This window comes from Pseudomonas sp. CJQ_9 (assembly GCF_043106615.1).
Classification (GTDB): domain Bacteria; phylum Pseudomonadota; class Gammaproteobacteria; order Pseudomonadales; family Pseudomonadaceae; genus Aquipseudomonas; species Aquipseudomonas juntendi.
The window spans coordinates 1-22901 of record NZ_JBICMS010000100.1 but is presented as its reverse complement, the minus strand read 5'-3'; the positions used below and the strand labels follow the sequence as shown (position 1 = coordinate 22901).

24 protein-coding genes are annotated in these 22901 nt (G+C 61.1%); 11 read left to right on the top strand and 13 right to left on the bottom strand.

Features of this window, described 5'->3' with window-relative positions; genetic code table 11:
- Position 1 precedes the first annotated feature (1 nt).
- From lolB to ACF8SD_RS22695, 6 genes are all read right to left on the bottom strand, one after another.
- The gene (gene lolB, locus ACF8SD_RS22720) at positions 2–619 is read right to left on the bottom strand and encodes a lipoprotein insertase outer membrane protein LolB (RefSeq protein ID WP_392485092.1); all 618 of its coding nucleotides are present in this window, start codon (positions 617–619) and stop codon (positions 2–4) included.
- A gap of 4 nt (positions 620–623) precedes the next feature.
- Complete coding sequence (locus ACF8SD_RS22715) at positions 624–2345, bottom strand: tetratricopeptide repeat protein (RefSeq protein WP_392485091.1); 1722 nt, start codon at positions 2343–2345, stop codon at positions 624–626.
- Between the two features lie 250 nt (positions 2346–2595).
- Positions 2596–2955 (bottom strand): hypothetical protein, encoded by a 360-nt coding sequence (locus ACF8SD_RS22710; RefSeq protein WP_392485089.1) that lies wholly within the window; start codon positions 2953–2955, stop codon positions 2596–2598.
- 1240 nt (positions 2956–4195) lie between these two features.
- Positions 4196–4579: a hypothetical protein gene (locus ACF8SD_RS22705; protein WP_392546458.1), complete on the bottom strand. Its 384-nt coding sequence runs from the start codon at positions 4577–4579 to the stop codon at positions 4196–4198.
- The gene (locus tag ACF8SD_RS22700) at positions 4576–5553 is read right to left on the bottom strand and encodes a hypothetical protein (RefSeq protein WP_392485087.1); all 978 of its coding nucleotides are present in this window, start codon (positions 5551–5553) and stop codon (positions 4576–4578) included. The genes ACF8SD_RS22705 and ACF8SD_RS22700 overlap by 4 nt, the downstream gene beginning before the upstream one ends.
- A 10-nt stretch (positions 5554–5563) precedes the next feature.
- The gene (locus ACF8SD_RS22695; protein ID WP_392485085.1) at positions 5564–6052 is read right to left on the bottom strand and encodes an Hcp family type VI secretion system effector; all 489 of its coding nucleotides are present in this window, start codon (positions 6050–6052) and stop codon (positions 5564–5566) included.
- 581 nt (positions 6053–6633) lie between these two features.
- Between ACF8SD_RS22695 and hemA the strand changes: the two genes are divergently transcribed.
- The 6 genes from hemA to ACF8SD_RS22665 all read left to right on the top strand — a co-directional run bounded on the left by hemA (position 6634) and on the right by ACF8SD_RS22665 (position 11981).
- Positions 6634–7911 (top strand): glutamyl-tRNA reductase, encoded by a 1278-nt coding sequence (gene hemA / locus ACF8SD_RS22690; protein ID WP_173887568.1) that lies wholly within the window; start codon positions 6634–6636, stop codon positions 7909–7911.
- Positions 7908–8990 (top strand): peptide chain release factor 1, encoded by a 1083-nt coding sequence (gene prfA, locus ACF8SD_RS22685; protein ID WP_173887569.1) that lies wholly within the window; start codon positions 7908–7910, stop codon positions 8988–8990. The genes hemA and prfA overlap by 4 nt, the downstream gene beginning before the upstream one ends.
- Positions 8990–9820: a peptide chain release factor N(5)-glutamine methyltransferase gene (prmC, locus tag ACF8SD_RS22680; RefSeq protein WP_392485083.1), complete on the top strand. Its 831-nt coding sequence runs from the start codon at positions 8990–8992 to the stop codon at positions 9818–9820. Before prfA ends, prmC begins: the two co-directional genes overlap by 1 nt.
- Positions 9814–10569, top strand: coding sequence for a molybdopterin-synthase adenylyltransferase MoeB (locus ACF8SD_RS22675; protein ID WP_392485081.1), 756 nt, complete (start codon positions 9814–9816; stop codon positions 10567–10569). Before prmC ends, ACF8SD_RS22675 begins: the two co-directional genes overlap by 7 nt.
- The gene (gene murI / locus ACF8SD_RS22670; RefSeq protein WP_173887572.1) at positions 10562–11359 is read left to right on the top strand and encodes a glutamate racemase; all 798 of its coding nucleotides are present in this window, start codon (positions 10562–10564) and stop codon (positions 11357–11359) included. The genes ACF8SD_RS22675 and murI overlap by 8 nt, the downstream gene beginning before the upstream one ends.
- Positions 11360–11462: 103 nt before the next feature.
- Entirely contained in the window at positions 11463–11981 is a 519-nt protein-coding gene (locus tag ACF8SD_RS22665) for an acyloxyacyl hydrolase (RefSeq protein WP_173887573.1), read from the top strand.
- A gap of 65 nt (positions 11982–12046) precedes the next feature.
- Here the strand turns inward: ACF8SD_RS22665 and ACF8SD_RS22660 are convergent, their stop codons facing one another.
- The 5 genes from ACF8SD_RS22660 to ACF8SD_RS22640 form a co-directional block, all read right to left on the bottom strand.
- Positions 12047–12748: an SDR family NAD(P)-dependent oxidoreductase gene (locus tag ACF8SD_RS22660; protein ID WP_392485079.1), complete on the bottom strand. Its 702-nt coding sequence runs from the start codon at positions 12746–12748 to the stop codon at positions 12047–12049.
- Positions 12749–12767: 19 nt separating this feature from the next.
- Positions 12768–14186 carry a deoxyribodipyrimidine photo-lyase gene (gene phrB, locus ACF8SD_RS22655; protein ID WP_392485078.1) on the bottom strand — a complete coding sequence of 473 codons (1419 nt, stop codon included), beginning with the start codon at positions 14184–14186 and terminating at the stop codon, positions 12768–12770.
- Positions 14177–15076 carry a MerR family transcriptional regulator gene (locus ACF8SD_RS22650; protein ID WP_392485076.1) on the bottom strand — a complete coding sequence of 300 codons (900 nt, stop codon included), beginning with the start codon at positions 15074–15076 and terminating at the stop codon, positions 14177–14179. Before ACF8SD_RS22650 ends, phrB begins: the two co-directional genes overlap by 10 nt.
- Positions 15066–16034: a YbgA family protein gene (locus ACF8SD_RS22645; protein WP_392485074.1), complete on the bottom strand. Its 969-nt coding sequence runs from the start codon at positions 16032–16034 to the stop codon at positions 15066–15068. The genes ACF8SD_RS22650 and ACF8SD_RS22645 overlap by 11 nt, the downstream gene beginning before the upstream one ends.
- Before the next feature lie 99 nt (positions 16035–16133).
- On the bottom strand, positions 16134–17120 hold the full coding sequence (locus ACF8SD_RS22640; protein WP_173887578.1) for an NAD(P)/FAD-dependent oxidoreductase: 987 nt from the start codon (positions 17118–17120) through the stop codon (positions 16134–16136).
- A gap of 187 nt (positions 17121–17307) precedes the next feature.
- On the opposite strand from ACF8SD_RS22640, the gene ACF8SD_RS22635 reads away from it, so the two are divergent.
- Positions 17308–18213 (top strand): TIGR01777 family oxidoreductase, encoded by a 906-nt coding sequence (locus tag ACF8SD_RS22635; RefSeq protein WP_173887579.1) that lies wholly within the window; start codon positions 17308–17310, stop codon positions 18211–18213.
- Between the two features lie 13 nt (positions 18214–18226).
- The gene (gene hemH, locus ACF8SD_RS22630; protein WP_173887580.1) at positions 18227–19249 is read left to right on the top strand and encodes a ferrochelatase; all 1023 of its coding nucleotides are present in this window, start codon (positions 18227–18229) and stop codon (positions 19247–19249) included.
- A 78-nt stretch (positions 19250–19327) separates the two neighbouring features.
- Here the strand turns inward: hemH and ACF8SD_RS22625 are convergent, their stop codons facing one another.
- The gene (locus ACF8SD_RS22625) at positions 19328–20602 is read right to left on the bottom strand and encodes a uracil-xanthine permease family protein (protein ID WP_392485072.1); all 1275 of its coding nucleotides are present in this window, start codon (positions 20600–20602) and stop codon (positions 19328–19330) included.
- A 2-nt stretch (positions 20603–20604) separates the two neighbouring features.
- Positions 20605–21243, bottom strand: a complete 639-nt coding sequence (upp, locus tag ACF8SD_RS22620; protein WP_392485071.1) for a uracil phosphoribosyltransferase — start codon at positions 21241–21243, stop codon at positions 20605–20607.
- 159 nt (positions 21244–21402) lie between these two features.
- Here upp and ACF8SD_RS22615 point away from each other — a divergent pair, with 159 nt between their 5' ends.
- The 3 genes from ACF8SD_RS22615 to ACF8SD_RS22605 all read left to right on the top strand — a co-directional run bounded on the left by ACF8SD_RS22615 (position 21403) and on the right by ACF8SD_RS22605 (position 22834).
- The gene (locus tag ACF8SD_RS22615; protein ID WP_173887583.1) at positions 21403–21960 is read left to right on the top strand and encodes a hypoxanthine-guanine phosphoribosyltransferase; all 558 of its coding nucleotides are present in this window, start codon (positions 21403–21405) and stop codon (positions 21958–21960) included.
- A 44-nt stretch (positions 21961–22004) separates the two neighbouring features.
- Positions 22005–22475, top strand: a complete 471-nt coding sequence (locus ACF8SD_RS22610; RefSeq protein WP_173887584.1) for a hypothetical protein — start codon at positions 22005–22007, stop codon at positions 22473–22475.
- 68 nt (positions 22476–22543) lie between these two features.
- Entirely contained in the window at positions 22544–22834 is a 291-nt protein-coding gene (locus tag ACF8SD_RS22605; RefSeq protein ID WP_173887585.1) for a PA4642 family protein, read from the top strand.
- Positions 22835–22901: the final 67 nt, after the last annotated feature.

Below are 22901 nucleotides of genomic sequence, written 5' to 3'. Positions count from 1 at the left end.
CTCACTGCCCCAGCTGGCGCGGCTGCCAGTCCTTGATCACCAGGGTCACGTCCAGGTCCTGGCCGTGCAGCTTCAGGCGCTCGGGCAACCAGTAGCCGTTCTGCTCGGTGTAGCTCAGGTACTGCACCTGCCAGCCATCCTGGTCGAGGGTAGCCAGGCGGCTGTCGCCGTCAAGGCTCAGTTTGCTCTTGCTGTCAGGGGCGGGCAGGCCGCGTACCCACCAGACCAGGTGCGAGACCGGCAATCGCCAGCCCAGTTGCTCTTCCAGCAGGGCTTCGGGGCTGGGGGCTTCGTAGCGGCCCTGGTTGGCCACTTCCAGCACCACGCCGCCGGGGCGACCGGTGAGGCGGGCGGCACCTCGGCCCAGCGGGCCGGCCAGGCGAATGTCGTAGTAATCCTGGCGTTGCAGCCAGAACAGCGTGCCGCTGCCCGAATCGCGCGGTGCGCGGATGCCGACCTTGCCGTTGATCTGCCAGCCATCGAGGCTGCTCAGTTGCTCTTTATGGGCGCGCCACTGCTGTGGGTCGCCATGGCCTTGCAGGGCCTCGCGGCTTCCAAAGCCGGCGCAGCCGGCGAGCAGGGCGATCAGGGTGAAGGTAATGCAATGGCGCAGAAACATGGCGTTAAAGGGTCTCGGATCCGGTCAGGCGCAGGAGGGTCTTGCGCAGGAGGGGGCTGTCGGGCTGGGCATCGAAGCCCTTGGCCCAGACCTGGCGGGCTTCGCGGCGTTTGCCGTTGGCCCACAGCACTTCGCCCAGGTGGGCAGCCACTTCGTGGTCGGGGAAGTTGGCAAACGCCTGGCGCAGGTAGGTTTCAGCCGCGTCGAGGTTGCCCAGGCGGTAATTCACCCAGCCCAGGCTGTCGAGCACTGCCGGGTCGTCGGGGGTCAGCTGGTGGGCCTTTTCGATCAGCGTCCGGGCCTCGGCGTAGCGGGTCGTGCGGTCGGCCAGGGTGTAGCCCAGGGCGTTCAGGGCCATGGCGTTTTCCGGCTCGCGGGCGATGATCGCGCGCAGGTCTTGTTCCATCTGCGCCAGGTCGTCGCGTTTTTCGGCCAGCATGGCGCGTGTGTAAAGCAGGTTGAGGTCGTCCGGGTAGCGCTGGATGGCCTGCTGCAGCACCTGGTTGGCCTGGGCGTCCTTGTTGTTGTTGCTGTAGCTTTCCGATTCGATCAGGTACAGCTGGATGGCGTAGTCCGGCTGCGCTTCGCGGGCCTCGGCAAGCAGGCGCGAGGCCTCGCTGCCACGGCCGTTGGCGATCAGAATGTCGGCCTGGCGCAGTTGCGCCGGCAGGTAGTCGGCGCCCGGGCCGACCAGGGCGTATTCACGCAGGGCACCTGCGGGGTCGTGGCGCTCTTCGCGGATACGGCCCAGGTTGAGGTGCGCGGCGTCGACATTGCTGTCGCGCTCGATCAGTTCCTGCAGGTAGCCCTCGGCCTCGTCCCAGTCCTTGTTCTCCAGGCACACCAGGGCCAGGGAGTAGCGCAGTTCGTCGTCGTCGGGGTACTGCTGGACCAGGCTGAGGAATTCGCCCTTGGCATCGGCGATACGGTCCTGCTCGACCAAGGTGCGGGCGTAGGTCAGGCGCAGGCGTTTGTCGTCCGGGTTGTCGCGAATGGCGCCGCGCAGCAGGGGCAGGGCCTCGGGGCCGCGGTCCAGCGCCTGAAGCAGGCGGGCGCGCAGCAGGATCGGGGCGATTTCACCATTTTGCGGGGGGTGTGACTCGAGCAGTTCCAGGGCTTCTTCGGTCTTGCCGTCCTGGTTCAGCAGCAGTGCCTTGCCGAATACCAGCTGGCCGTTGTCGGGGTATTTCGCCAACAGCCGCTCGAAGCTCTGCAGCAAGCCGTCACGTGTGCTCTGGTCGGTTTCGGCAGCTGACAGGGCCAGGAAATCGAAATGGGTGTCGCCCTGACCCTGCAGTACCTTTTCCATGTAGGCCATGGAGTCGTCATAACGGCCGGCGCGCGCCAGTTGAATGGCAGCGGCGCGTTGGGCGTCGAGGTTCTGTGGGTCGTTGCGGGCCCAGACCAAAGCGTTTTCCAGGGCGGGTTCGTCGGCGCCCAAGTATTCGGCGATGCGGTAGGCGCGCTCGGATACGCCGGGATCCTGGGTCTTGGCGGCCTGGTCGGTGTAGTTGGCAAGGGCGATATCGAAGCGGTTGCGCTGCCCGGCCAGTTCCGCCACCAGCAGGCTGTAAAGGGTGTCTTGCTTGAAGGATCCATACACCACGGGCTTCTCGGCCTCCGCCTTGGCGGCATCGGCAACGGGAGGCTCGGCCTTTTGCGGGGCCAGGCTCTGGCAGCCCTGGAGCAGGGCGAAGGCAAGCAGCAATGCGTATGGTTTGTTCATAGAAGGCTTAATAGGAGGACTCACCGGCGGTCGCAGCATGATGACACAAGCGCGGGGGCAAACCCACCTGTGGGCGTATATGGTTAGGTACGACCTTCGAGGGGCTGAAGGGTTCCTCAGAGCGTAGATGCTGGGGTGCCTGGCTTGATGTTTTTTGGTCTGTGTGATCGGGCGCCGCCTGCGCGGCTCTCGATTCTCACACCCACACAGCTCCAAACCATACTACTTTGTAAGTCGTATCGGCATGAAGTCATAGATAATGCGACAGCATCAGTGCAATGAACAAGGTGATGTGAATAATCCATAGGGTTAACAAAATGCGCTTTTCGCGGAGGGGGAAGTTTTTTACTTCCTCAATTTCAGCGTAACCCCTGTAAATGAATATTTTGGGTATAGCCAACAGTGTTGCAATCTGACCGGTTCTTATTGTTTTGCCCAAGAGTCCGGCGTGCTGGTAATTCTTGATGTTGTCAGATACGAGGCGAGAGGTGGGCAGGAAAGATTCAAAATGCTCGGTGTATTTGTGTGAAGCAATAATTTGCGCGCTAGCGGCAATTAACATTGATGTAATTAGGATCAGCGCGATCAGTCCTGGCTCTATGTTAGTCATTTTGAGAGCTCGTGATACAAAAAGTCACCTAATACCTTAATGCCAGTCAGTTAAGCCTTAGTGGCAGCCATTGGGGCTGCTTTGCAGCCCATCGCCGGCAAGCCAGCTCCCACAGGGACCGCGCAAAGCTTGAGGTCTGCACTGCTCCTGTGGGAGCCCGGCTTGCCGGCGATGGGCCGCAAAGCGGCCCCAATCGCTTAACTGACCGACATTAACCTAATACCTCGCCTTTTTCTCCTGCGAAATCACCGGCTCACTTCGCCTCGGCAGCGCCACCGATGACCGCGCAGGTGAGTGCCCCTAGTCCGGCAGTCCCTACTCCTAGTGCTGCACATACTGCGGGTGCAACAATATTTCCTCCTAGATAACCGCCTACAGCTCTACCAGCCAGACCTCCAGCTAATGATGCAGAGTTTACATATGCAGCTCGCTTCAAGCATGGCGAACTTCTAGACCGGTTACTGCTACGTTAAGCATTAAGCCAATATAGGTCCACGCATATGCTATTGGCGCTGTTAGTAGCAATAACAACGGGAGCGTTTGATCGAGATTCAGTACTGGTTTTCAAAGGGTTTGGTAGTGATCAGCAGCATATAGGCATGCCCTAAATAATAGCAGTGTGAGAAAAAGTGCTAAGCACACAATGACGAGTCTGCTAAGTAATTTTTTTATGCGGGCCGGTAGTTGGTTTACTTCGTTAATGTCTATCAGGCCTTTACGTGCATAGGCTTTTGGGGAGGCTAACATTAAAGATATTGTCCCGAATCGAAAAACTTTTCCGATAAAGCCAAGTTCAGCGTATGTTTTTCTGTTCTCACTGATCAGCTTGCAGTTGGGTAGCAGCGATTCAATGTGTTCAGTCAGGCGATGGGACAAATATAGCGTTATCGACATGGATATGAAGATCGCGGTGATAAGGAGGGCGAACACCGCTCCCAAAATTTCATGAGCTGTGGTCACTTTATCACCCGTTCGTAGAATAAATCTCCCATGAATTCTCCACCATCGCTTCCGAACTTCCCGCCTAGCATCCCCCCAAAGGCTCCGCCCGCTACACCGCAAGCGATTCGCTCCAGGCCCGCCCGATACGGTTCCGAGAACCACGCCGCAAGCTGCTACGCCAACTATGTTGCCTGCATATGCGCCAACTACGCCTCCACCTACGCCACCTGCCAATGAGCTACTCTCGACTATTTTAGAACTTCTGCAATCTTCCTAGGCATTCGTTATCCTCACGCTACTAACTGCGGCTTGGGTCCAGGGTATGCAACCAAATGCGAAATAGAATAAGTGCTCCGATAAGTGTTGGGTGCATAGCCCCTAAGATGATCAGGGTGCGCTTCATGCGTATAGGGAAGCTCGTGACCTCATCAAGGTCAACTAAGCCTTTTCGTGCATATATCTTTGGTACTGTTAGTAGTATTGATATTGAGAGTGTGCGCATTACCTTGCCAATAAGGCCTGCTTGTGAAAAGGTTTTTTTATTTCCGCTCACGAATGCGCTATTCGGTAGTAGTGATTCGATCCTGCCAAGATGATAGATTGATATGTAGAGCGATGCGCAAAGCGTGATGGTCATAGCGGCAAAAATTATAAATGCAACAATGCCCACAGCAGTACTCATTGGCTGCCTACCTTTTCATACAGTACTTCGCCGAGCGCTTCCCCTACAGCACCGCCAAGCATGCTTCCTCCCGTGGCTCCCGCAGCCCCACCAATAACAGCGCAGAGGAGTGCGCCTGTACCGGCTATTGGCACGCCAAGAGCGAGACATATACTAGTGGCAATAGCACCGCCGTAGCTTGCTGCTATCCCTCCCGCGGCGACACTGCCTGTCAAGGAAGATCCATGGACGTATTTAGCTCTTCTACACTCATTATCGCGGCCATCGGTACAGGCTTTATGGATCTCAAGACCCGTCGCGGCGACCTCCAGTGCAATGCCTATATAGGTGCCTTTTTTGATCAGGTTGGCAGCCTTGCCCACCCCGGCGACCTTATCTGCATACCCCGCAATTTCACCCGTGTGCAAATAGCTTTTCGTGGAAATGGCCAGTGTCCTCTTGATCGATCCCTTGTTGCGCAATCCAGCGCCGAGCGCCGCCAGCTTGCCCAACTGTTCGTCAAGTTTCGAGAACAGTGCCGCACGCTTGGCATAAAACTGGTCGCGGGCATTGAGCGTCCCTGAGCCCAGATGCTCCCTGTGCAATTTCTCGATTTCCAGCAACGTGTCCTGAATCGCCTTAAGGTGCCTGCTCCAGCCATCGCTTACCACGCCTGCGCCCAGTGATGCGTGGGCGAGCAGGCTCTTCAGCAGCTCGAAATTATCCAGGAAAAACTCGTCGGCACCTTGCCCGCTACGCATCAGTCCCATATGCGCCTTTGCAGCCTTTGCCATCAGATACGCCTCTTGGCTGGTACAGGAAGGCGTTGACCAGTTGCCGACAACGACCAGTTCGCCGCTTCTGACCACACGATTGTAAATGTGTGAATTCAGGACATCGAACTTGCTGGCCGAATGCCCGCTAAGCGCAAGGCCAGCCTTGAGTGTGTGGTAGTTCTGCATCTTGGGGTTGATGAACGCGCGGGCTTCGGTCATGGCGATTTCCTCACGCGTATTTCTTGTTACCGATCCGGTCCCATCCGCCAGCGATGTTGCCGCCACCGGAACCGTCGATGCGTTTTTGCTGGGTATAGGTGGTCTTGATTCGTCCGTAATCGAGTTGCACCACCTCTATCGGTACTCCATCGGCGGCGCTTTGGGTGTAGTCGGCAATGATCACTTCTTCGAGAATGATTTCGTAATATTTGAGCTTGTCGCCGCCCGCGCGGCAGAGTGCGAGTTTAACTTCCTTGAGATGTTGGCCTGCGCAGCTGGCTTCCATCAATTTGCAACTGGCACTGTCGAGAAACTTGGTGAAGGTGAAATGGCTGACGGCCGTGCGGCCTGATGTGGCGCCACCGGCAGAGCTTGCGGTGGCTGAAGTGCTTTGGCTTACACCGAATTGGTAACCCGTGACTTCGATCCATCTGTTGTATTTTTCGTCCAGGGCCTCGCCTGGGATATCATCAATTTTTATATAAGCGTCAAAAGCCATGCTTACCTCTGTTTGGTAATAATTGTCAGGCTTTAATTTTCTGGCGAGGAACGAAATTCAGATCAGTGATTGGAAAGGCTAGGCATTGAAATTGGGTGAGGCAATAGCTGGAGCTGCAATTCAGAAATGGACTACAAGTCGATGGAAAAAATCGATACAGATATATCGAAAAAAGTAATTCACATGAGCTTTTGCAGGAAAGATCCCCTCGTTACGTTGTCACGTCGGGTTTCCATTCGGTCAAGTCAGTGGGTCTCTTATTTGCCGCTGCTTCAGTGGCCTAGCGTGCCTCGGTTTTTGCTTCTAAGCACGCGGTAGTTCAGGCGCCGCGCATTGCGATTCAGGAGGCCGAGCGAAGGGTATGCGGAGGGAGGTGAGGGGCATGGATGCCCGTCAAGCGCTGAGGTCCATGGTGATAATCCTTGCAAGGGGGCTGCAGGATCCGGCGCTGGAATCACAGGTCAGGCGGGCGTGCAGCCGGCGATAGCCGCCGCGCTATCAGCGCAGTAGCGAACGGTGGTTGTCCTGAAACCTGCGAAAGAGGACAATTATCGGCTTCCCGTCACAACCAGCGACCTCGCATGGCCTTTCTTGCACTCGGTATCAACCATAAGACTGCCTCGGTAGACGTACGCGAGCGCGTGGCGTTTACCCCAGAGCAGCTGGTAGACGCCCTGCAGCAGCTCTGCCGACTGACGTCCAGCCGCGAAGCGGCGATTCTGTCGACGTGCAACCGCAGTGAGCTCTATATAGAGCAGGACCACCTGTCCGCCGACGCCGTACTCAAATGGCTGGCCGACTACCACCGCCTCAGCCTCGACGAACTGCGCGCCAGTGCTTACGTGCACGAAGAGCACGACGCCGTGAAGCACATGATGCGCGTGGCCTCGGGCCTCGACTCGCTGGTGCTCGGCGAGCCCCAGATCCTCGGCCAGATGAAGTCCGCCTACGCCGTGGCCCGCGAAGCCGGCACCGTCGGGCCGTTGCTCGGGCGCCTGTTCCAGGCAACCTTCAGCGCCGCCAAACAGGTGCGTACCGACACCGCCATTGGCGAGAACCCGGTGTCGGTGGCATTCGCCGCCGTCAGCCTGGCCAAGCAGATCTTCGCCGACCTGGGGCGTAGCCAGGCCCTGCTGATCGGCGCCGGCGAAACCATCACCCTGGTCGCCCGCCACCTGCATGAGCAGGGCGTGCGCCGCATCGTGGTGGCCAACCGCACCCTGGAGCGCGCCAGCATCCTGGCCGAACAGTTCGGTGCGCATGCCGTTCTGCTGGCCGACATCCCCCAGGAGCTGGCCAACAGCGACATCGTCATCAGCTCCACTGCCAGCCAGTTGCCGATCCTTGGCAAAGGCGCGGTCGAGAGTGCGCTGAAGCAGCGCCGGCACAAACCGATCTTCATGGTCGACATCGCCGTACCCCGCGATATCGAAACCGAGGTCGGTGAGCTCGATGACGTCTACCTCTACACCGTCGATGACCTGCACGATGTCGTGGCGGAAAACCTCAAGAGCCGCCAAGGCGCGGCCCAGGCTGCCGAAGAACTGGTGACAGTCGGCGCCGAAGACTTCATGCTGCGCCTGCGTGAACTGGCCGCCGTGGATGTGCTCAAGGCCTATCGCCAGCAAAGCGAGCGCCTGCGCGACGAAGAACTGCAAAAGGCCCTGCGCCTGCTGGCCAACGGCGGCAACCCCGAGGACGTACTGGCCCAATTGGCCCGTGGCCTGACCAACAAACTCCTGCATGCGCCCAGCGTGCAGTTGAAAAAGCTCTCGGCCGAGGGGCGCGTCGATGCGCTGGCCATGGCCCAGGAACTCTTTGCCCTCAACGAGGGCTCGACGGACAAAACCCCGCAATGAAAGCGTCGCTGCTGAACAAACTGGAAATTCTCCAGGACCGCTTCGAAGAACTCACCGCCTTGCTCGGCGATGCCGAGGTCATTTCCGACCAGACGCGCTTTCGCGCGTATTCCCGCGAGTACGCCGAGGTCGAGCCAGTCTATGCTGCCTATAAAGAGTGGCGCAAAGTCCAGGGCGACCTTGAAGGTGCCCAGGCGCTGCTCAAGGACAGTGACCCGGACATGCGCGAAATGGCCGTGGAAGAAGTGCGTGAAGCCAAGGAGCAGTTGCTGACGCTCGAGGCGCAGCTGCAGCGCATGCTGCTGCCCAAGGACCCGAATGATGGCCGCAACGTGTTCCTCGAAATCCGCGCCGGTACCGGTGGCGATGAGGCCGCGATCTTCTCGGGTGACCTGTTCCGCATGTATTCGCGTTACGCCGAAAAGCGTGGCTGGCGCCTGGAGATTCTGTCCGAGAACGAGGGCGAACACGGCGGCTACAAAGAAATCATTGCCCGTGTCGAAGGGGAAAACGTCTACGGCAAGCTCAAGTTCGAGTCCGGCGCCCACCGCGTGCAGCGCGTGCCGGAGACCGAGTCCCAAGGCCGTGTGCACACCTCCGCCTGCACCGTGGCGGTCCTGCCCGAGCCAGACGAACAAGCGGCCATCGAAATCAACCCGGCTGACCTGCGCGTGGACACCTACCGCGCCTCCGGTGCCGGCGGCCAGCACGTCAACAAGACCGACTCGGCGATCCGCATCACCCACTTGCCCACCGGTATCGTGGTGGAGTGCCAGGAAGAGCGCTCGCAGCACAAGAACCGCGCTCGCGCCATGTCCTGGCTGTCGGCGAAGCTCAACGACATGCAGACCAGCGCCGCCCAGAACGCCATTGCCAGCGAGCGCAAACTGCTGGTCGGGTCGGGTGACCGCTCGGAACGCATTCGTACCTACAATTACCCACAGGGGCGGGTGACCGATCACCGTATCAATCTGACCTTGTATTCGCTGGACGACATCCTCAGTGGTGGCGTAGACGCGGTGATCGAGCCGTTGCTGGCCGAATACCAGGCCGATCAACTGGCTGCCCTGGGGGACTGATGACCATCATCGCCAGCCTGTTGCGCAACGCACAGTTGCCAGAATCGCCTACCGAACGCCTGGATGCCGAACTGCTGCTGGCAGCGGCCATCGGCAAGTCGCGCAGTTATCTGCACACCTGGCCCGAGCGGATCGTCAGCAGCGAAGACGCCCAGACCTACGCCGGGTACCTGCAGCGCCGCCGCGGCGGTGAGCCGGTGGCGTATATCCTTGGCCAGCAAGGTTTCTGGAAAATCGACCTGGAAGTCGCGCCGCACACGCTCATCCCGCGGCCGGATACCGAGCTGCTGGTCGAAACCGCCCTCGAACTGCAGCCCGCAGCCCCAGCCAGGGTTCTCGACCTGGGCACTGGCACGGGCGCCATCGCATTGGCCCTGGCCAGTGAGCGCCCAGCCTGGCAGGTCACGGCCGTCGACCGGGTAGCAGAGGCCGCTGCGCTTGCCGAGCGCAACCGGCAGCGACTGGGCCTGAGCAATGCCCAGGTGCGCCTCAGCCATTGGTTTGACAGCCTGGCGGGTGAGCGTTTCGACCTGATCGTCAGCAACCCCCCTTACATCGCCGCAGCAGACCCACACCTGGTGGCTGGCGACGTGCGTTTCGAACCCAGCAGTGCGTTGGTGGCTGGCCCCGATGGCCTGGACGACCTGCGCGTGATCGTTACCCAGGCCCCAGGGCACTTGCTGCCCGGTGGCTGGTTGCTGCTGGAGCACGGCTATGATCAGGCCGCGGCGGTACGGGCCTTGCTGGTCGGGCAGGGGTTCAACGAGGTGGCCAGCCGAACCGATCTGGGTGGCCATGAACGCATCAGCCTGGGGCGCCTGCCATGCTGAGTGATCAGGAACTGCTGCGTTACAGCCGCCAGGTGCTGCTGGCGCAGATCGACATCGACGGCCAGCTACGCCTCAAGCACAGCAAGGCATTGATTGTCGGGCTGGGTGGCCTGGGTTCGCCGGTCGCCCTGTACCTGGCAGCTGCCGGGGTTGGCGAACTGCACTTGGCGGACTTCGATACGGTCGACCTGACCAACCTGCAGCGCCAGGTGCTTCACGACAGCGACAGTGTCGGCATGAGCAAGGTCGACTCGGCGCTGCAGCGCCTGCAGGCCATCAACCCGGAAGTCACCCTGGTTGCCCACCGCCAGGCGCTGGACGACGACTCCCTGGCAGCCGCGGTAGCCGCCGTCGACCTGGTGCTGGACTGCTCCGATAATTTCTCCACGCGCGAGGCGGTCAACGTCGCCTGTTTCACTGCCGGCAAACCCTTGGTCAGCGGTGCGGCAATCCGTTTGGAGGGGCAGCTGTCGGTGTTTGACCCGCGTCGCGATTACAGCCCTTGCTACCACTGCCTGTATGGGCATGGCAGTGAAACCGAGCTGACCTGTAGCGAAGCCGGTGTGATCGGCCCGCTGGTGGGCCTGGTCGGCAGCCTGCAGGCGCTGGAGGCGATGAAGCTGCTGGCAGGCTTTGGCGAGCCGCTGGTCGGCCGGCTGCTGTTGATCGACGCCCTCGGCACCCGTATTCGCGAACTGCGCGTCAAGCGCGACCCGGCGTGTGCCGTGTGCGGCAAGCGCGATGGCTGAGCGCTCGGCGCCGGTCGGCGTGATGGACTCTGGTGTTGGCGGCTTGTCGGTGCTCGCCGAGATCCAGCGGCTGTTGCCCAATGAGACACTGTTGTACGTGGCCGACTGCGGCCATGTGCCTTATGGCGAAAAGTCCCCGGACTACATCCGTGAGCGCTGCCGGCGCATTGCCGGGTTCTTCCGCGAGCAAGGCGCCAAGGCCCTGGTGCTGGCCTGCAACACCGCCACGGTGGCGGCCGCAGCGGATTTGCGCGAACTGTACCCGAACTGGCCATTGGTGGGGATGGAGCCCGCAGTCAAGCCTGCCGCGGCTGCCACACGCTCAGGCGTGGTTGGGGTGCTGGCCACTACCGGCACGTTGCAAAGCGCCAAGTTCGCGGCTTTGCTCGACCGCTTCGCCAGCGACGTGCTGGTGATCACCCAGCCTTGCCCGGGGTTGGTCGAGCTGATCGAGACCGGCGACCTGTGCAGCCCCACGCTGCGCCAGATGCTGTGGGGCTATGTCGAGCCGCTGCTGGCCGCTGGCTGTGACACCTTGATCCTGGGCTGTACCCATTACCCCTTCCTGCGGCCGCTGCTGGCCGGCATGGTGCCGCCAGATGTGGCCATCATCGATACCGGTGCCGCCGTAGCGCGCCAGTTGCAGCGGCTGCTAGGCAACAATGACCTGCTGGCCGCCGGACCGGCGCAGGCTACCCGCTTCTGGACCAGCGCCGATCCCTCTTCACTGAAAAAAATCCTGCCTGTGTTGTGGCATAAGTCTGACGATGTGCAAAGCTTTGCCATGTGAAAAAAACGTGAAGAAAAGCTGAACTATCGTACCACTGCCGCTTTCTATCCCTTGCCTGAGATGAGGCGACACTAAAACAGCACTAGGATGAAGGATGTTTCTCATGAAGAAACTGCTGGGCTTGGCGGCGGCTGCCGTTTTCACCATGGGGCAGGCAATATCGGCGCAGGCTGCTGATGTATCGGTTTCGGTGGGGCAGACCGGCGACTCGACGATGGTCTATCGGCTGGGGCTGCAGTCGAACTGGGATGCCAGCTGGTGGCAGACCAGTGTCGGCCGCGTGACCGGCTATTGGGACGGCGCCTACACCTATTGGGACGGCGACGACACGGCTAGCAACCACAGCCTGTCGTTCGCACCCGTGTTCGTGTACGAGTTTGCCGGCCAGTCGGTCAAGCCCTATATCGAGGCGGGCATCGGCGTGGCAGCTTTCTCCAGCACCGAGCTGGAAAGCAACGAACTGGGTTCGTCGTTCCAGTTCGAAGACCGCATCGGCTTCGGCCTGCGCTTCGCCGGTGGGCATGAAATTGGTGTGCGTGCGATCCACTACTCGAACGCCGGCATCAAAGAACCCAACGACGGGGTCGAAAGCTACAGCTTGCATTACCGCATGGCGCTCTGACCCGATCGGGTCATCATCAACCGCCAAGCGCGACCCAGGTTCGCGCTTGGCGGGGAGCTTGGCCGTCACCTCTGCGGCAGCGGCCATAGCCCACTGAGGTCAAGCGTCTCCAGCACCAACTCGGGCTCGGCCGCGGGCCAGCGCCGCAACAACTCCTGTGCGGCGCTTTGCGGCGTCCACTGCTCCGGAAAGGCCTGCGCAGGCGTAACTGGCGTTTTCAGCGACTGCGGTCCTACCACGGTCAGCGATATCCCCAACGCCTTGAGCGCATCACGCTGCTCACGTACCCACTGCGGCAGCTGGTTCCAACCGGCGGTTACCTGGCTTGGCGCGTACAACTGCAGGGCCGAATAACGGTTGAAAACAGCCATCACCTGGGGTGAATCACCCTTGGCCAGCAAGGGCGTCACCGCTGTCAGGCAGTGTTTGCCCGCCAGCTGGTTGCTGGTGACGATGGCCTCGATCAATCCGCTGTCAGCCACATCGCCCGGTAGATAATCGCTGGTACCGGCGTTGATGATCAAGCCGTCCAGTGATTGCCAGTGACGGGCGATCAACTGACAAGCGTCAGCGGCTTGCTGTGCGTCGTGCAACTGCCAGGGCACTTGCATGAATTGCTGGCCATAGCGTTCGCCCAGCGCTTCGAACACAGCCGCATCCTTGCCACTCGCGGCCACCCGATGGCCTTGTTCGAGCAGCCCATGCAACAACGCCAAGCCAAGTCCATTGCTTGCGCCTGTAACCCAAAAACTGCGTGAGTTATTCAAGACGTTCTGCCCTCTGATGTTACCGCGGCAGGCCTTTGAAGGCCTCCAATGCACGTTGGCGACTACTGCCCAGATCAACTATTGGATTGTGATACGAATTACTAGCGAAAAGATCCGTAGATTTCATCGGACCATGAATTGTTTTTTCATCAATGTCGCGAAGCTCCGGCAGCCAGTGGCGAATGAAACGCCCCTCAGGGTCGAAACGCTGGGATTGTGAGACCGGGTTGAAAATACGGAAATAGGGCACCGAATCGGTGCCGGTGGAGGCGCTCCACTGCCAGCCGCCATTGTTGGCGGCCAGGTCACCGTCAATGAGGTGGCGCATGAAGTGCCGCTCGCCCTTGCGCCAGTCGATCAACAGGTTTTTGCTGAGGAACATGGCGACGATCATGCGCAGCCGATTGTGCATCCAGCCCGTGTGCAGCAGCTGGCGCATGGCCGCGTCGATGATCGGGAAGCCGGTACGGCCCTGCTCCCAAGCCTCGAGATCGTCCGGCGCATCGCGCCAGGGCAGGGCTTCGGTATGGCTACGGAAGGCGCGGTGCCGCGATACCTGTGGGTAGCCGGTAAGGATATGCTTGTAGAACTCGCGCCACAGTAGCTCGTTGACCCAGGTCTGCACACCCGTGCTACCGCTGTCGAACTCGCCCTTGTTAGCCGCCAGGGCCCCATGCAAGCACTGGCGGGGTGAAATCACCCCGGCGGCCAGGTATGGCGAAAGCTGGCTGGTCCCTGGCATGGCCGGCAGGTCCCGGGTTTTATGGTAGTCGTCGATGGTTTCGTCCAGAAACTGCGACAGGCGCTGCTGCGCGTGGGCCTCACCCGCCGGCCAATGCTCACGCAAGGTGGGCGTGGTTTTTTCGAAGCCGTCGATGTGTTGCGGGATCGGGTCACTGTCGATATTCAGCGCAGCCTGGCGTTTTACTCGCTGCGCCAGCGCAGGTAGGCTGCGGTGCAGGTGTTCAAGGCAGGTTTTCTTGAACTGGCTGAATACCTGAAAGTAATCGCCACTGCGGGTCAGGATGGTACCTGGGCGAAACAGCAGTTGGTCAAGATAGCTGTGCGCCTGGACGCACGCTTTGTCCAGCAGTTCGCGCGTAGCAGCGTCACGGCGCTGCTCGTTGATGCCGTATTCCTCGTTCCAGTGCACGCTTTGCACCTGGTGCTGATGGCAAATATCGAGCACGGCCTGGGGCGCCTGGTCCCAGGTGTCGATCTTGCGGATCAGCAGTGGGATGTTCAGCTTTTCCAGCGCCTGGCGCAGGTCGCGCAGGTTGCGTAGCCAGAAATCGACTTTGCAGTCGGCATCGTCGTGCGCACGCCATTGCCCGGGGCTGACCAGCCACAAGGCGATGGTCGGCCCGCGCTCGGTTGCAGCGCTCAGTGCGGTGTTGTCATCGATGCGCAGGTCACTACGCAGCCAGGTCAGGTGCATGGGTCACTCATCTCTACGGGCTGGCGGCCATGGGCTTGAAGCAGGCGCAAGGCCGCTTGCGGGGTATCGAACAGGAAAAGGTCAGGCAATTCGCTGTCTTTCAGGCGGGTTTCATGCAGCGTAACCATGCTGCCACCGAGTAACTTCGGCCCCGGCACCCCCTGCAGGGCACGCAGCAACGCTTTGTCGTCTATGCGCGGGCCCAGGTGCAGCAGCATGGCGCGGGGTTGGAAGATGCTGACTGCGCTTTGCAGTTGCGCCGCGCTGACAGGCTGTTCAAGCACCTCAACGGGGATGCCATTGCTGGTGAACAACCAGGCGCACAGCCACAGCCCAGGGCTGAAGGCCCGCTCGCTGTCCTCGGCCAACAGCACGGCGGGGCCGTGCAGCAACTGGTTGTCGTGGTAAACGCGGGCGCCCAGCTTGCTGCGCAGCCAGCCATAGAAGAAAACCTGCTCCAGCCGCGCGTTGAAGTAGTTGCCCCAGCGCAGGTCGAGCAGGTCGAGCAAGGGCAGCAGCAATTGCTCGCACAGGGTCAGAGCCGGATATAGCGCCATGGCCTGGTTGAGCTGCTGGTCCAGGTTGCGTTGCGACAGGCTGGCGATGGCTTCGACCAGCTCGAACTGACGGGCTTGCCAGTCGCCTTTGGGCGCGGTGCTGGTCGGCTTGTCGAGCAACTCGCGCACTTGGCCAACAGAGGCGCCACGCTGCAACCACGCCAGGATCGTTTCGACCCGTTCCACCTGATTTTGTGGGTACAAACGGTGACCCTTCGCCGTTCGTTGCGGTTTGAGCAGGCCGTAACGACGCTCCCAGGCGCGCAAGGTGACCGGGTTCACGCCGGTGCGGCGGGCCAGCTCACCGATTGGCAACAGCACTTCAGACCGCATTGCGTAAACCTAGGCTTTCAGGGTGGGGTTGCAGGTAGGCTTGCTGAAGCAGGTACGGGTCCGGGTGCTTGCGCAAGTGGTGTTTGAGCAGGGTCAGTGGCACCACCAGCGGCACTACACCCTGCTGGTACTGGCCGATGAGCGTCTGCAGCTCGGCTTTGTCCTGCTGTGTAAGGGCGTCCTTGAAATAGCCGCTGAGGTGCTGCAGCACGTTGCAATGGGTGCCGCGGCTGGCACAGCGGCGCAACGCCTGCATCAGCTGGCTGAAATACTGCTGGCCGACCTGTTGCGGGTCATCGTCCTTGCTCATGCTGCCGAGCAGGCGCCCCAGGGTGCGGTACGCCTGAGGGTTGTTGGCCATCAACAGGTACTTGTAGCGCGAGTGGAAGCTCACCAAGGCACCCCGGCTGAGACCGTCGGCCAGCAGGCGTTGCCAGTCGGCGTAGGCATACACACGGCTGATGAAATTCTCCCGCAGTACCGGGTCATGCAACCGGCCTTCCTCTTCCACCGGCAGGTCGGGGCGTAACGCGCAGAATGCCTGGGCGAAGGCGCCGCGACCACTCTGCACCGCAGGGTGACCATTTGGCTGATACACCTTGACCCGCTCCAACCCGCAAGACGGCGATTTCTGCATGAAGATGTAGCCGCAGATGTCTTGCAACTCAGCGGCCATCTGCTCGCCATAGCTGCGTAGCGGCCCGGTCAGGTCCATGCCAGGGTTGCGAGTGCCAACCACTTCGGGCTTGTCAGGGTCGCCAACCAGGCGGATCGGATCGCGTGGTACGCCTAGACCGATGGCCACCTCTGGGCACACAGGTAACCATTCGAAGTGTTCTTCCAGTTGCTTGCGACACAGGTCGGAGGCCTTGTGGCCGCCGTTGTAGCGCACGCTGTGCCCGGTGAGGCAGGCGCTGATGGCAATGCGCGGCTTGCTAGGGGTGGGCGGGTTTTGCATGACTGCCTCCGAAAACCTGTACGTATGTAAAAACTTGTACAGGTTTATTCCAGCACAGTGCGGAAGTTATGCAAACCAGTTTTTTTGTATAAGGTGAAATCAGTCCAAATGTTCGAGCAGTCGCCGTGCTGCTTCCTGGCCGCTAAGCCAGGCGCCTTCGACACGCCCCGACAAGCACCAGTCACCGCATGCATACAACCCCTGATCGGCGTCCGCCAGGGCACCCCACTCATGATTGCTGCTGGGGCGGGCATACAGCCAACGGTGGGCCACAGAGAAAGCGGGCGCGGGCACCACGCAGCCAACCAGTTCGGCGAATTCGCCGTACAGTTGCTCGATCACTGCTTCTTTGGGCAGGTCGATATGTTGCCGGCTCCAATCTGCCGTGGCGTGCAATATCCAGGTATCGGGCTGTTCGGCGCGGCCAGGCTTGCTGCGGTTGCGTGCCAGCCAATCAAGGGCACTGTCCTGCACGAAGCAGCCTTGCATCGGCGTTTCCAGCGGGGCTGGGAATGCCAGGGCCACGGCCCACGTGGGTTCCATCTGCACGCCGGCGGCCACGGCGGCCAACTTGGGCGTGGCGGCCAGCAGCGGTGTCGCCTGGGGCGCCGGCACGGCGATCACTACCCGGCTGTAGGGCCCGTGGCTGCAGCCGTCGGTATCCTGCAGGTGCCAGTACTGCTTGCCGCGAAACACCTCGGCAATGCGGCACTCGAAATTCACCGTCACATCTTTGAGCAGGCCGCGGGTGATCGCGCTCATGCGCGGCACGCCTACCCAGCGTGTCTGCTCGTCGGGGGAGGGGCTGAGGCTGCCGTCGCGGTAGTTGTACAGCTGGGGTTTCCACTGTTCAGCCCAGCCTGCGGCCACCCATTGCTGGACCTGTTCGACAAAGCGCCGGTCGCGGGCAGTGAAATACTGCGCGCCAAGGTCGAGCGCGCCGGCCTCGCTGAGCTTGCTGGCCATGCGCCCGCCGCTGCCCTTGCCTTTATCGAACAAATGCACCGACTGCCCGGCCTTCTGCAAAGCCTGGGCGGCAGACAAGCCGGCGATACCGGCACCAATGATGGCAATAGGTACTGTCATGATGGCCTCTTCAAACCTTGCTATGAGCAGACTACGCTGTCAGGAAAACCTGTACAAAGCAAAAATATTGTATAAGGTAATTCCGCTTTGCCGCACAGGTTGGCCTATGTTTATCCGAGAGCGTCGGGTCAAAAAAGTGCCTTGATGTTAAAAATAGACCACCGCTGCAATCTGCGAGGACACAGGCATGCATATATTGCTGACAGGCGGTACCGGGTTGATTGGCAAGCACCTGTGCCAGTACTGGCTCAGCCAGGGCCACCGGCTGACAGTGTGGAGCCGGCGGCCGCAGGAGGTGGCGAAGCTCTGCGGCGCCGGGGTGCGGGGCATCGCCCGGCTTGAGCAACTGGAAGCAGACGATCAGCTCGATGCAGTGGTCAACCTGGCGGGGGCACCGATTGCCGACCGGCCCTGGACGGCCGCCCGGCGCAACCTGCTGTGGGCTAGCCGCATCGCCCTGACCGAGCAGTTGCTGGCGTGGCTAGGTAGCCGCGAACAGCGCCCTGAGGTGTTGATATCCGGGTCAGCGGTGGGCTGGTACGGTGACGGTGGTGAGCGCGAGCTGACCGAGACCTCGCCCCCGGTGCGGGAAGATTTCGCCAGCCAGTTGTGTATTGCCTGGGAAGAAACAGCCCAGCGCTCGCAGGCCCAGGGCATTCGTGTGGTCCTGGTGCGTACCGGGCTGGTGCTGGCCAGCGATGGCGGCTTTTTGTCGCGTTTGCGTATCCCCTTCAAGCTGGGGCTGGGCGGGCCGTTGGGCAATGGTCGGCAGTGGATGCCGTGGATCCATATAGACGACCAGGTCGCCCTGATTGATTTTCTCTTGCAGCATAAGGACGCCAGCGGTCCTTATAATGCCTGCGCTCCGACGCCCGTGCGCAACCGCGAGTTCGCCAGGCGGCTGGGCCGTGCGCTGCATCGCCCGGCGCTATTGCCGGTGCCGGCACTGCTGCTCAAGGCCGGCTTGGGCGAGCTGTCGACTTTGCTGTTGGGCGGCCAGCGTGCGCGCCCGGTACGTTTGCTGGAGGCGGGCTTCGCCTTCCGTTTCAATGATCTGCAATCGGCCCTGGACGACCTGTCCAGCCGCCTCTGACATAGGACGCTGCATGACTGATCACGCCCTGCTGCTGGTCAACCTGGGTTCCCCGGCCTCCACTTCGGTGGCCGATGTACGCCGCTACCTCAACCAGTTTCTGATGGACCCGTACGTGGTGGACCTGCCGTGGCCGCTGCGGCGGCTGCTGGTGTCGTTGATCCTGATCAAGCGACCGGAGCAGTCGGCCCATGCCTACGCGTCCATCTGGTGGGAGGAGGGCTCGCCGTTGGTGGTGCTGACCCGCCGCCTGCAGGCCGCCATGGTCGAGCACTGGCCGCATGGGCCGGTTGAAATAGCCATGCGTTACGGCCAGCCGGCGCTGGAGGATGTGTTGGCGCGTCTGGCAGCGCAGGGCGTGCGCAGGGTTACCTTGGCGCCGTTGTATCCACAGTTCGCGGACAGTACGGTGACCACGGTCGTGGAGTTGGCGAAACAGACCATCCAAGAGCGCCAGTTGCCGTTGCAAATGCGGGTGCTGCAGCCGTTCTACGAGCACCCCGCCTATATCCAGGCACTGGCGGCCAGCGCCGAACCTTACCTGGCGCAGGATTACGACCACCTGTTGCTGAGTTTTCATGGGCTGCCGGAGCGGCACCTGAAAAAGCTGTACCCGCGCGGCACGCCCGGCAAGCATGATCTGCGTGCAGCCGACTGCTGCAAAGACGCCAGCGCCGAGGTGCGCGCGGTGTGTTACCGGGGTCAGTGCCTGGCCACCGCCAAAGCGTTTGCGGCGCAGTTGGGTATACCCGACGGCAAGTGGTCGGTGAGTTTCCAGTCGCGGCTGGGGCGTGACAAGTGGATCGAGCCGTATACCGAAACACGCCTGGACGAGCTGGCCAAGGCGGGGGTCAAGAAGTTGCTGGTGATGTGCCCGGCATTCGTGGCCGACTGCATCGAAACGCTGGAAGAAATCGGCATGCGCGGCAGTGAGCAGTTTGTCGAGGCCGGCGGGCGGGAGCTGGTGCTGGTGCCGTGTTTGAACGACCACCCGCAGTGGGTGGGGGTGTTGGCGGACATGTGTGAAAAGGCCTGAGTGAACCGGCCTTTTCGCGGGTGAACCCGCTCCCACAGGGTGTTTTGCTGCCCTGTGGGCGCTCAGGTCAAAGGTGGCTCAAGGCTGCTGATCCTCGAGCTTCTTGTGCTTCCAGCCGTCATTGCCAGGCAAGATCAGGTTCAGGGCAATCGCCACGATGGCACACAGGGCAATCCCCTTCAGGCCCCAATCATCCGGGCCATCACCGCTGCCGATCAGTACCCCGCCAATACCGAACACCAGGGTCACCGACACGATCACCAGGTTGCGCGCTTCGGCCAGGTCGACCTTGTGGCGGATCATGGTGTTCAAGCCTACCGCGGCGATCGAGCCGAACAGCAGGCACAGGATGCCGCCCATCACCGGCACCGGAATACTCTGCAGCAGCGCGCCGAACTTGCCGATGAACGCCAGGGTAATGGCGAATACCGCCGCCCAGGTCATGATCTTGGGGTTGTAGTTCTTGGTCAGCATCACCGCACCGGTCACTTCGGCGTAGGTGGTGTTCGGCGGGCCGCCAAACAGGCCGGCGGCGGTAGTGGCCAGGCCGTCACCCAGCAGGGTGCGGTGCAGGCCGGGCTTCTTCAGGTAGTCACGGCCGGTTACGCTGCCAACCGCGATTACCCCGCCAATGTGCTCGATCGCAGGTGCCAGGGCTACCGGAACGATGAACAGAATGGCCTGCCAGTTGAACGCTGGCGCCGTGAAATTGGGCATTTCCAGCCAGGGTGCAGCGGCGATTCTGGCCGTGTCGACCACGCCAAAGGCAAACGACAGGGCAAAACCCACCAGCACGCCGGCGATGATCGGCACCAGGCGGAAGATGCCTTTGCCGAACACAGCCACGATCAGTGTGGTCAGCAGCGCCGGCATGGAGATCAGCATGGCTGTCTTGTACGGCAGCAGCACGCTGCCGTCGCCAGCCTTGCCCATCGCCATGTTGGCGGCAATCGGCGCCATGGCCAGGCCGATGGAGATGATCACCGGCCCGATCACCACGGGCGGCAGCATGCGGTCGATGAAACCGGTGCCTTTGACTTTCACCATCAGGCCCATGAAGGTATACACGAAACCTGCGGCCATCACGCCGCCCATGGTCTCGGCCAGGCCGAACTGGCCCTTGGCGAGAATGATCGGGGTGATGAAGGCGAAGCTCGAGGCCAGGAACACCGGGACCTGACGGCCGGTGACCAACTGGAACAGCAAGGTACCGATACCTGCGGTGAACAGCGCGACGTTCGGGTCCAGGCCGGTGATCAGTGGCATCAGTACCAGCGCACCGAATGCCACGAAGAGCATCTGCGCGCCCGAAACGACCTGGCGCCAGAGCGGGTCGTTGAAGCCGTCCTGCATGATCAGGCGTCCTTTTGCTTGGTGCCGAAGATCTTGTCACCGGCATCGCCGAGGCCCGGCACGATATAGCCGTGCTCGTTCAGGCGCTGGTCGATCGAAGCGGTGTAGATCTGTACATCGGGGTGAGCTTTCTCCACCACGTCGATGCCTTCTGGTGCCGCGACCAGGACCATGGCGCGAATCTCTTTGCAGCCAGCCTTCTTCAGCAGGTCGATGGTGGCAACCATCGAGCCGCCGGTTGCCAGCATGGGGTCGATGATCAATGCCAGGCGCTGGTTGATGTCCGGGGCGAGCTTTTCCAGGTAGGTGTGGGCTTCGAGGGTTTCTTCGTTGCGGGCAACACCGACCGCGCTCACCTTGGCACCCGGGATCAGGCTGAGTACGCCGTCGAGCATGCCGATGCCGGCACGCAGGATCGGCACTACGGTGATCTTCTTGCCGGCGATTTTCTCTACCGAGACCTTGCCACACCAGCCGTCGATCTCGTAGGTTTCGAGCGGCAGGTCCTGGGTGGCTTCATAAGTCAGAAGAGCGCCGACTTCCTGGGCGAGTTCGCGAAAATTCTTGGTGCTGATATCGGCACGGCGCATCAGGCCGAGCTTGTGGCGGATCAGCGGGTGGCGGATCTCACGAGTGGGCATAGGGGGGGCTCCGAAAGGCGGGCAAAAAAACCGCGCTAGATTAATCTATTCAGCCTGCGCTGTCGTCTGATCATTCTGCACGTTAGTCCATAAACGCTTGATCTGTGACGAGCGGATGCGTACCTTTGCCCGCTTTTCCAAAATCCCCCGGAGCGCGCCATGTCCGCCGATCTCGAGCATATCCGTCAAGTCATGCGTGAAGCTGACTGCCTGTACACCGAAGCCGAGGTCGAAGCGGCCATCGCCAACGTTGGCGAGCAGATCTGCAAGGACCTGCACGACAAGAACCCTGTGGTGTTCTGCGTGATGAACGGTGGCCTGATTTTCTCCGGCAAACTGCTGACCCACCTGCAGTTCCCGCTGGAAGCTTCCTACCTGCACGCCACGCGCTACCGCAACCAGACCAGTGGCGGCGAGCTGTTCTGGAAGGCCAAGCCCGAAGTGTCGTTCATCGACCGCGACGTGCTGATCGTTGACGACATCCTCGATGAAGGCCATACCCTCAGCGCCATCATCGAGTTCTGCAAGCACGCCGGCGCGCGCTCGGTGTACACCGCCGTGCTGATCGACAAGGACCACGACCGCAAAGCCAGCCCGGACCTGAAGGCCAACTACGTGGGCCTGCCGTGCATTGACCGCTACATCTTCGGCTATGGCATGGACTACAAAGGCTACTGGCGCAACGCCAACGGCATCTTCGCCGTCAAGGGCCTGTAAAAACGTCCACGTGCTAGAGTGCGGCTTCATACAAGGAGCCTCACATGCGTGCGTTTCTCCCCCTTCTGGTGGCCATCAGCCTGCCGCTGGCCGCTGCACCGCTGCACAGCCAGTTCCTGCCCCCGGACGACATGGCCCTGCGTCAGGAAGCACCCACCAGCCAGCAGTTGCTGCAAGTGACCGACTACTCGGTGGTAGTCGGTGCCCAGCGGCAGTCCGACCAGCAGCCGATCCCGATCACCTCGTCGCTGCAAGTGCGCCTGAAGGGCAAGCCGCTGAGCAAGGGGGCGACCATTGCCCAGGTGCTGCTGACATTTGACGGTGAGGCCGCCAAGAGCCTCAAGAAACCGGTGTACGACGACAAGACCCGCACCTTGAGTCTGAATTACCCCCTCAGTGACTACCGGGTGATCATGGACCTGCTGCGCAACGAAACGCTGTATGTGCAGTTCCTCACCTATGGCAACGGCCATATCTGGGCCGACCTGCACACAGGCACCGTACGTACGCGTTGAGGCCTGCGGCCTGCGGGGGGTAAACTGCCGGCCTTCGAAATTCCGTGATGGTCCAGATGGAGCCGGCAATGCGTAAAGACAAGAAACAGGTAATCGGTGACGAAATCAGCGACGACTACATCAAGTCGTTCCTTCAGTTCGAGCCGGCCGATGGCGTCACCTCACCCTCGCTGCACAAACTGGTGAAAGCCTACCGCGGCCTGCGTGTGGACGACTTCCAGCGTTTTGTCGGGTTCTTCGTCGAGGCCGGCCTGGACCTGGATGGCAAGGACGAACACGGCAAAACCTTCGTCGAGCAGATCGCCGACCAGCGCAATGCGCAGGAGTACATCGAGATCATCGCCCAGGCCCGTGCTTGATCGTTAGCCTGTTCCGCCTCTTCGCGGCGCAAGCTGACCGACACGCAGGCAGAAAAAAACGCCTCGA

Coding starts and splice junctions, on each gene's coding strand:
- ACF8SD_RS22675 (WP_392485081.1), top strand. CDS start 9,814: ATGCTGAGTGATCAGGAACTGCTGCGTTACAGCCGCCAGGTGCTGCTG.
- ACF8SD_RS22640 (WP_173887578.1), bottom strand. CDS start 17,120: ATGACAGTACCTATTGCCATCATTGGTGCCGGTATCGCCGGCTTGTCT.
- ACF8SD_RS22700 (WP_392485087.1), bottom strand. CDS start 5,553: ATGACCGAAGCCCGCGCGTTCATCAACCCCAAGATGCAGAACTACCAC.
- hemH (WP_173887580.1), top strand. CDS start 18,227: ATGACTGATCACGCCCTGCTGCTGGTCAACCTGGGTTCCCCGGCCTCC.
- ACF8SD_RS22650 (WP_392485076.1), bottom strand. CDS start 15,076: ATGCGGTCTGAAGTGCTGTTGCCAATCGGTGAGCTGGCCCGCCGCACC.
- ACF8SD_RS22615 (WP_173887583.1), top strand. CDS start 21,403: ATGTCCGCCGATCTCGAGCATATCCGTCAAGTCATGCGTGAAGCTGAC.
- ACF8SD_RS22665 (WP_173887573.1), top strand. CDS start 11,463: ATGAAGAAACTGCTGGGCTTGGCGGCGGCTGCCGTTTTCACCATGGGG.
- ACF8SD_RS22625 (WP_392485072.1), bottom strand. CDS start 20,602: ATGCAGGACGGCTTCAACGACCCGCTCTGGCGCCAGGTCGTTTCGGGC.
- ACF8SD_RS22705 (WP_392546458.1), bottom strand. CDS start 4,579: ATGAGTACTGCTGTGGGCATTGTTGCATTTATAATTTTTGCCGCTATG.
- prfA (WP_173887569.1), top strand. CDS start 7,908: ATGAAAGCGTCGCTGCTGAACAAACTGGAAATTCTCCAGGACCGCTTC.
- ACF8SD_RS22635 (WP_173887579.1), top strand. CDS start 17,308: ATGCATATATTGCTGACAGGCGGTACCGGGTTGATTGGCAAGCACCTG.
- ACF8SD_RS22645 (WP_392485074.1), bottom strand. CDS start 16,034: ATGCAAAACCCGCCCACCCCTAGCAAGCCGCGCATTGCCATCAGCGCC.
- ACF8SD_RS22605 (WP_173887585.1), top strand. CDS start 22,544: ATGCGTAAAGACAAGAAACAGGTAATCGGTGACGAAATCAGCGACGAC.
- ACF8SD_RS22695 (WP_392485085.1), bottom strand. CDS start 6,052: ATGGCTTTTGACGCTTATATAAAAATTGATGATATCCCAGGCGAGGCC.
- lolB (WP_392485092.1), bottom strand. CDS start 619: ATGTTTCTGCGCCATTGCATTACCTTCACCCTGATCGCCCTGCTCGCC.
- prmC (WP_392485083.1), top strand. CDS start 8,990: ATGACCATCATCGCCAGCCTGTTGCGCAACGCACAGTTGCCAGAATCG.
- ACF8SD_RS22715 (WP_392485091.1), bottom strand. CDS start 2,345: ATGAACAAACCATACGCATTGCTGCTTGCCTTCGCCCTGCTCCAGGGC.
- upp (WP_392485071.1), bottom strand. CDS start 21,243: ATGCCCACTCGTGAGATCCGCCACCCGCTGATCCGCCACAAGCTCGGC.
- phrB (WP_392485078.1), bottom strand. CDS start 14,186: ATGCACCTGACCTGGCTGCGTAGTGACCTGCGCATCGATGACAACACC.
- hemA (WP_173887568.1), top strand. CDS start 6,634: ATGGCCTTTCTTGCACTCGGTATCAACCATAAGACTGCCTCGGTAGAC.
- ACF8SD_RS22610 (WP_173887584.1), top strand. CDS start 22,005: ATGCGTGCGTTTCTCCCCCTTCTGGTGGCCATCAGCCTGCCGCTGGCC.
- murI (WP_173887572.1), top strand. CDS start 10,562: ATGGCTGAGCGCTCGGCGCCGGTCGGCGTGATGGACTCTGGTGTTGGC.
- ACF8SD_RS22710 (WP_392485089.1), bottom strand. CDS start 2,955: ATGACTAACATAGAGCCAGGACTGATCGCGCTGATCCTAATTACATCA.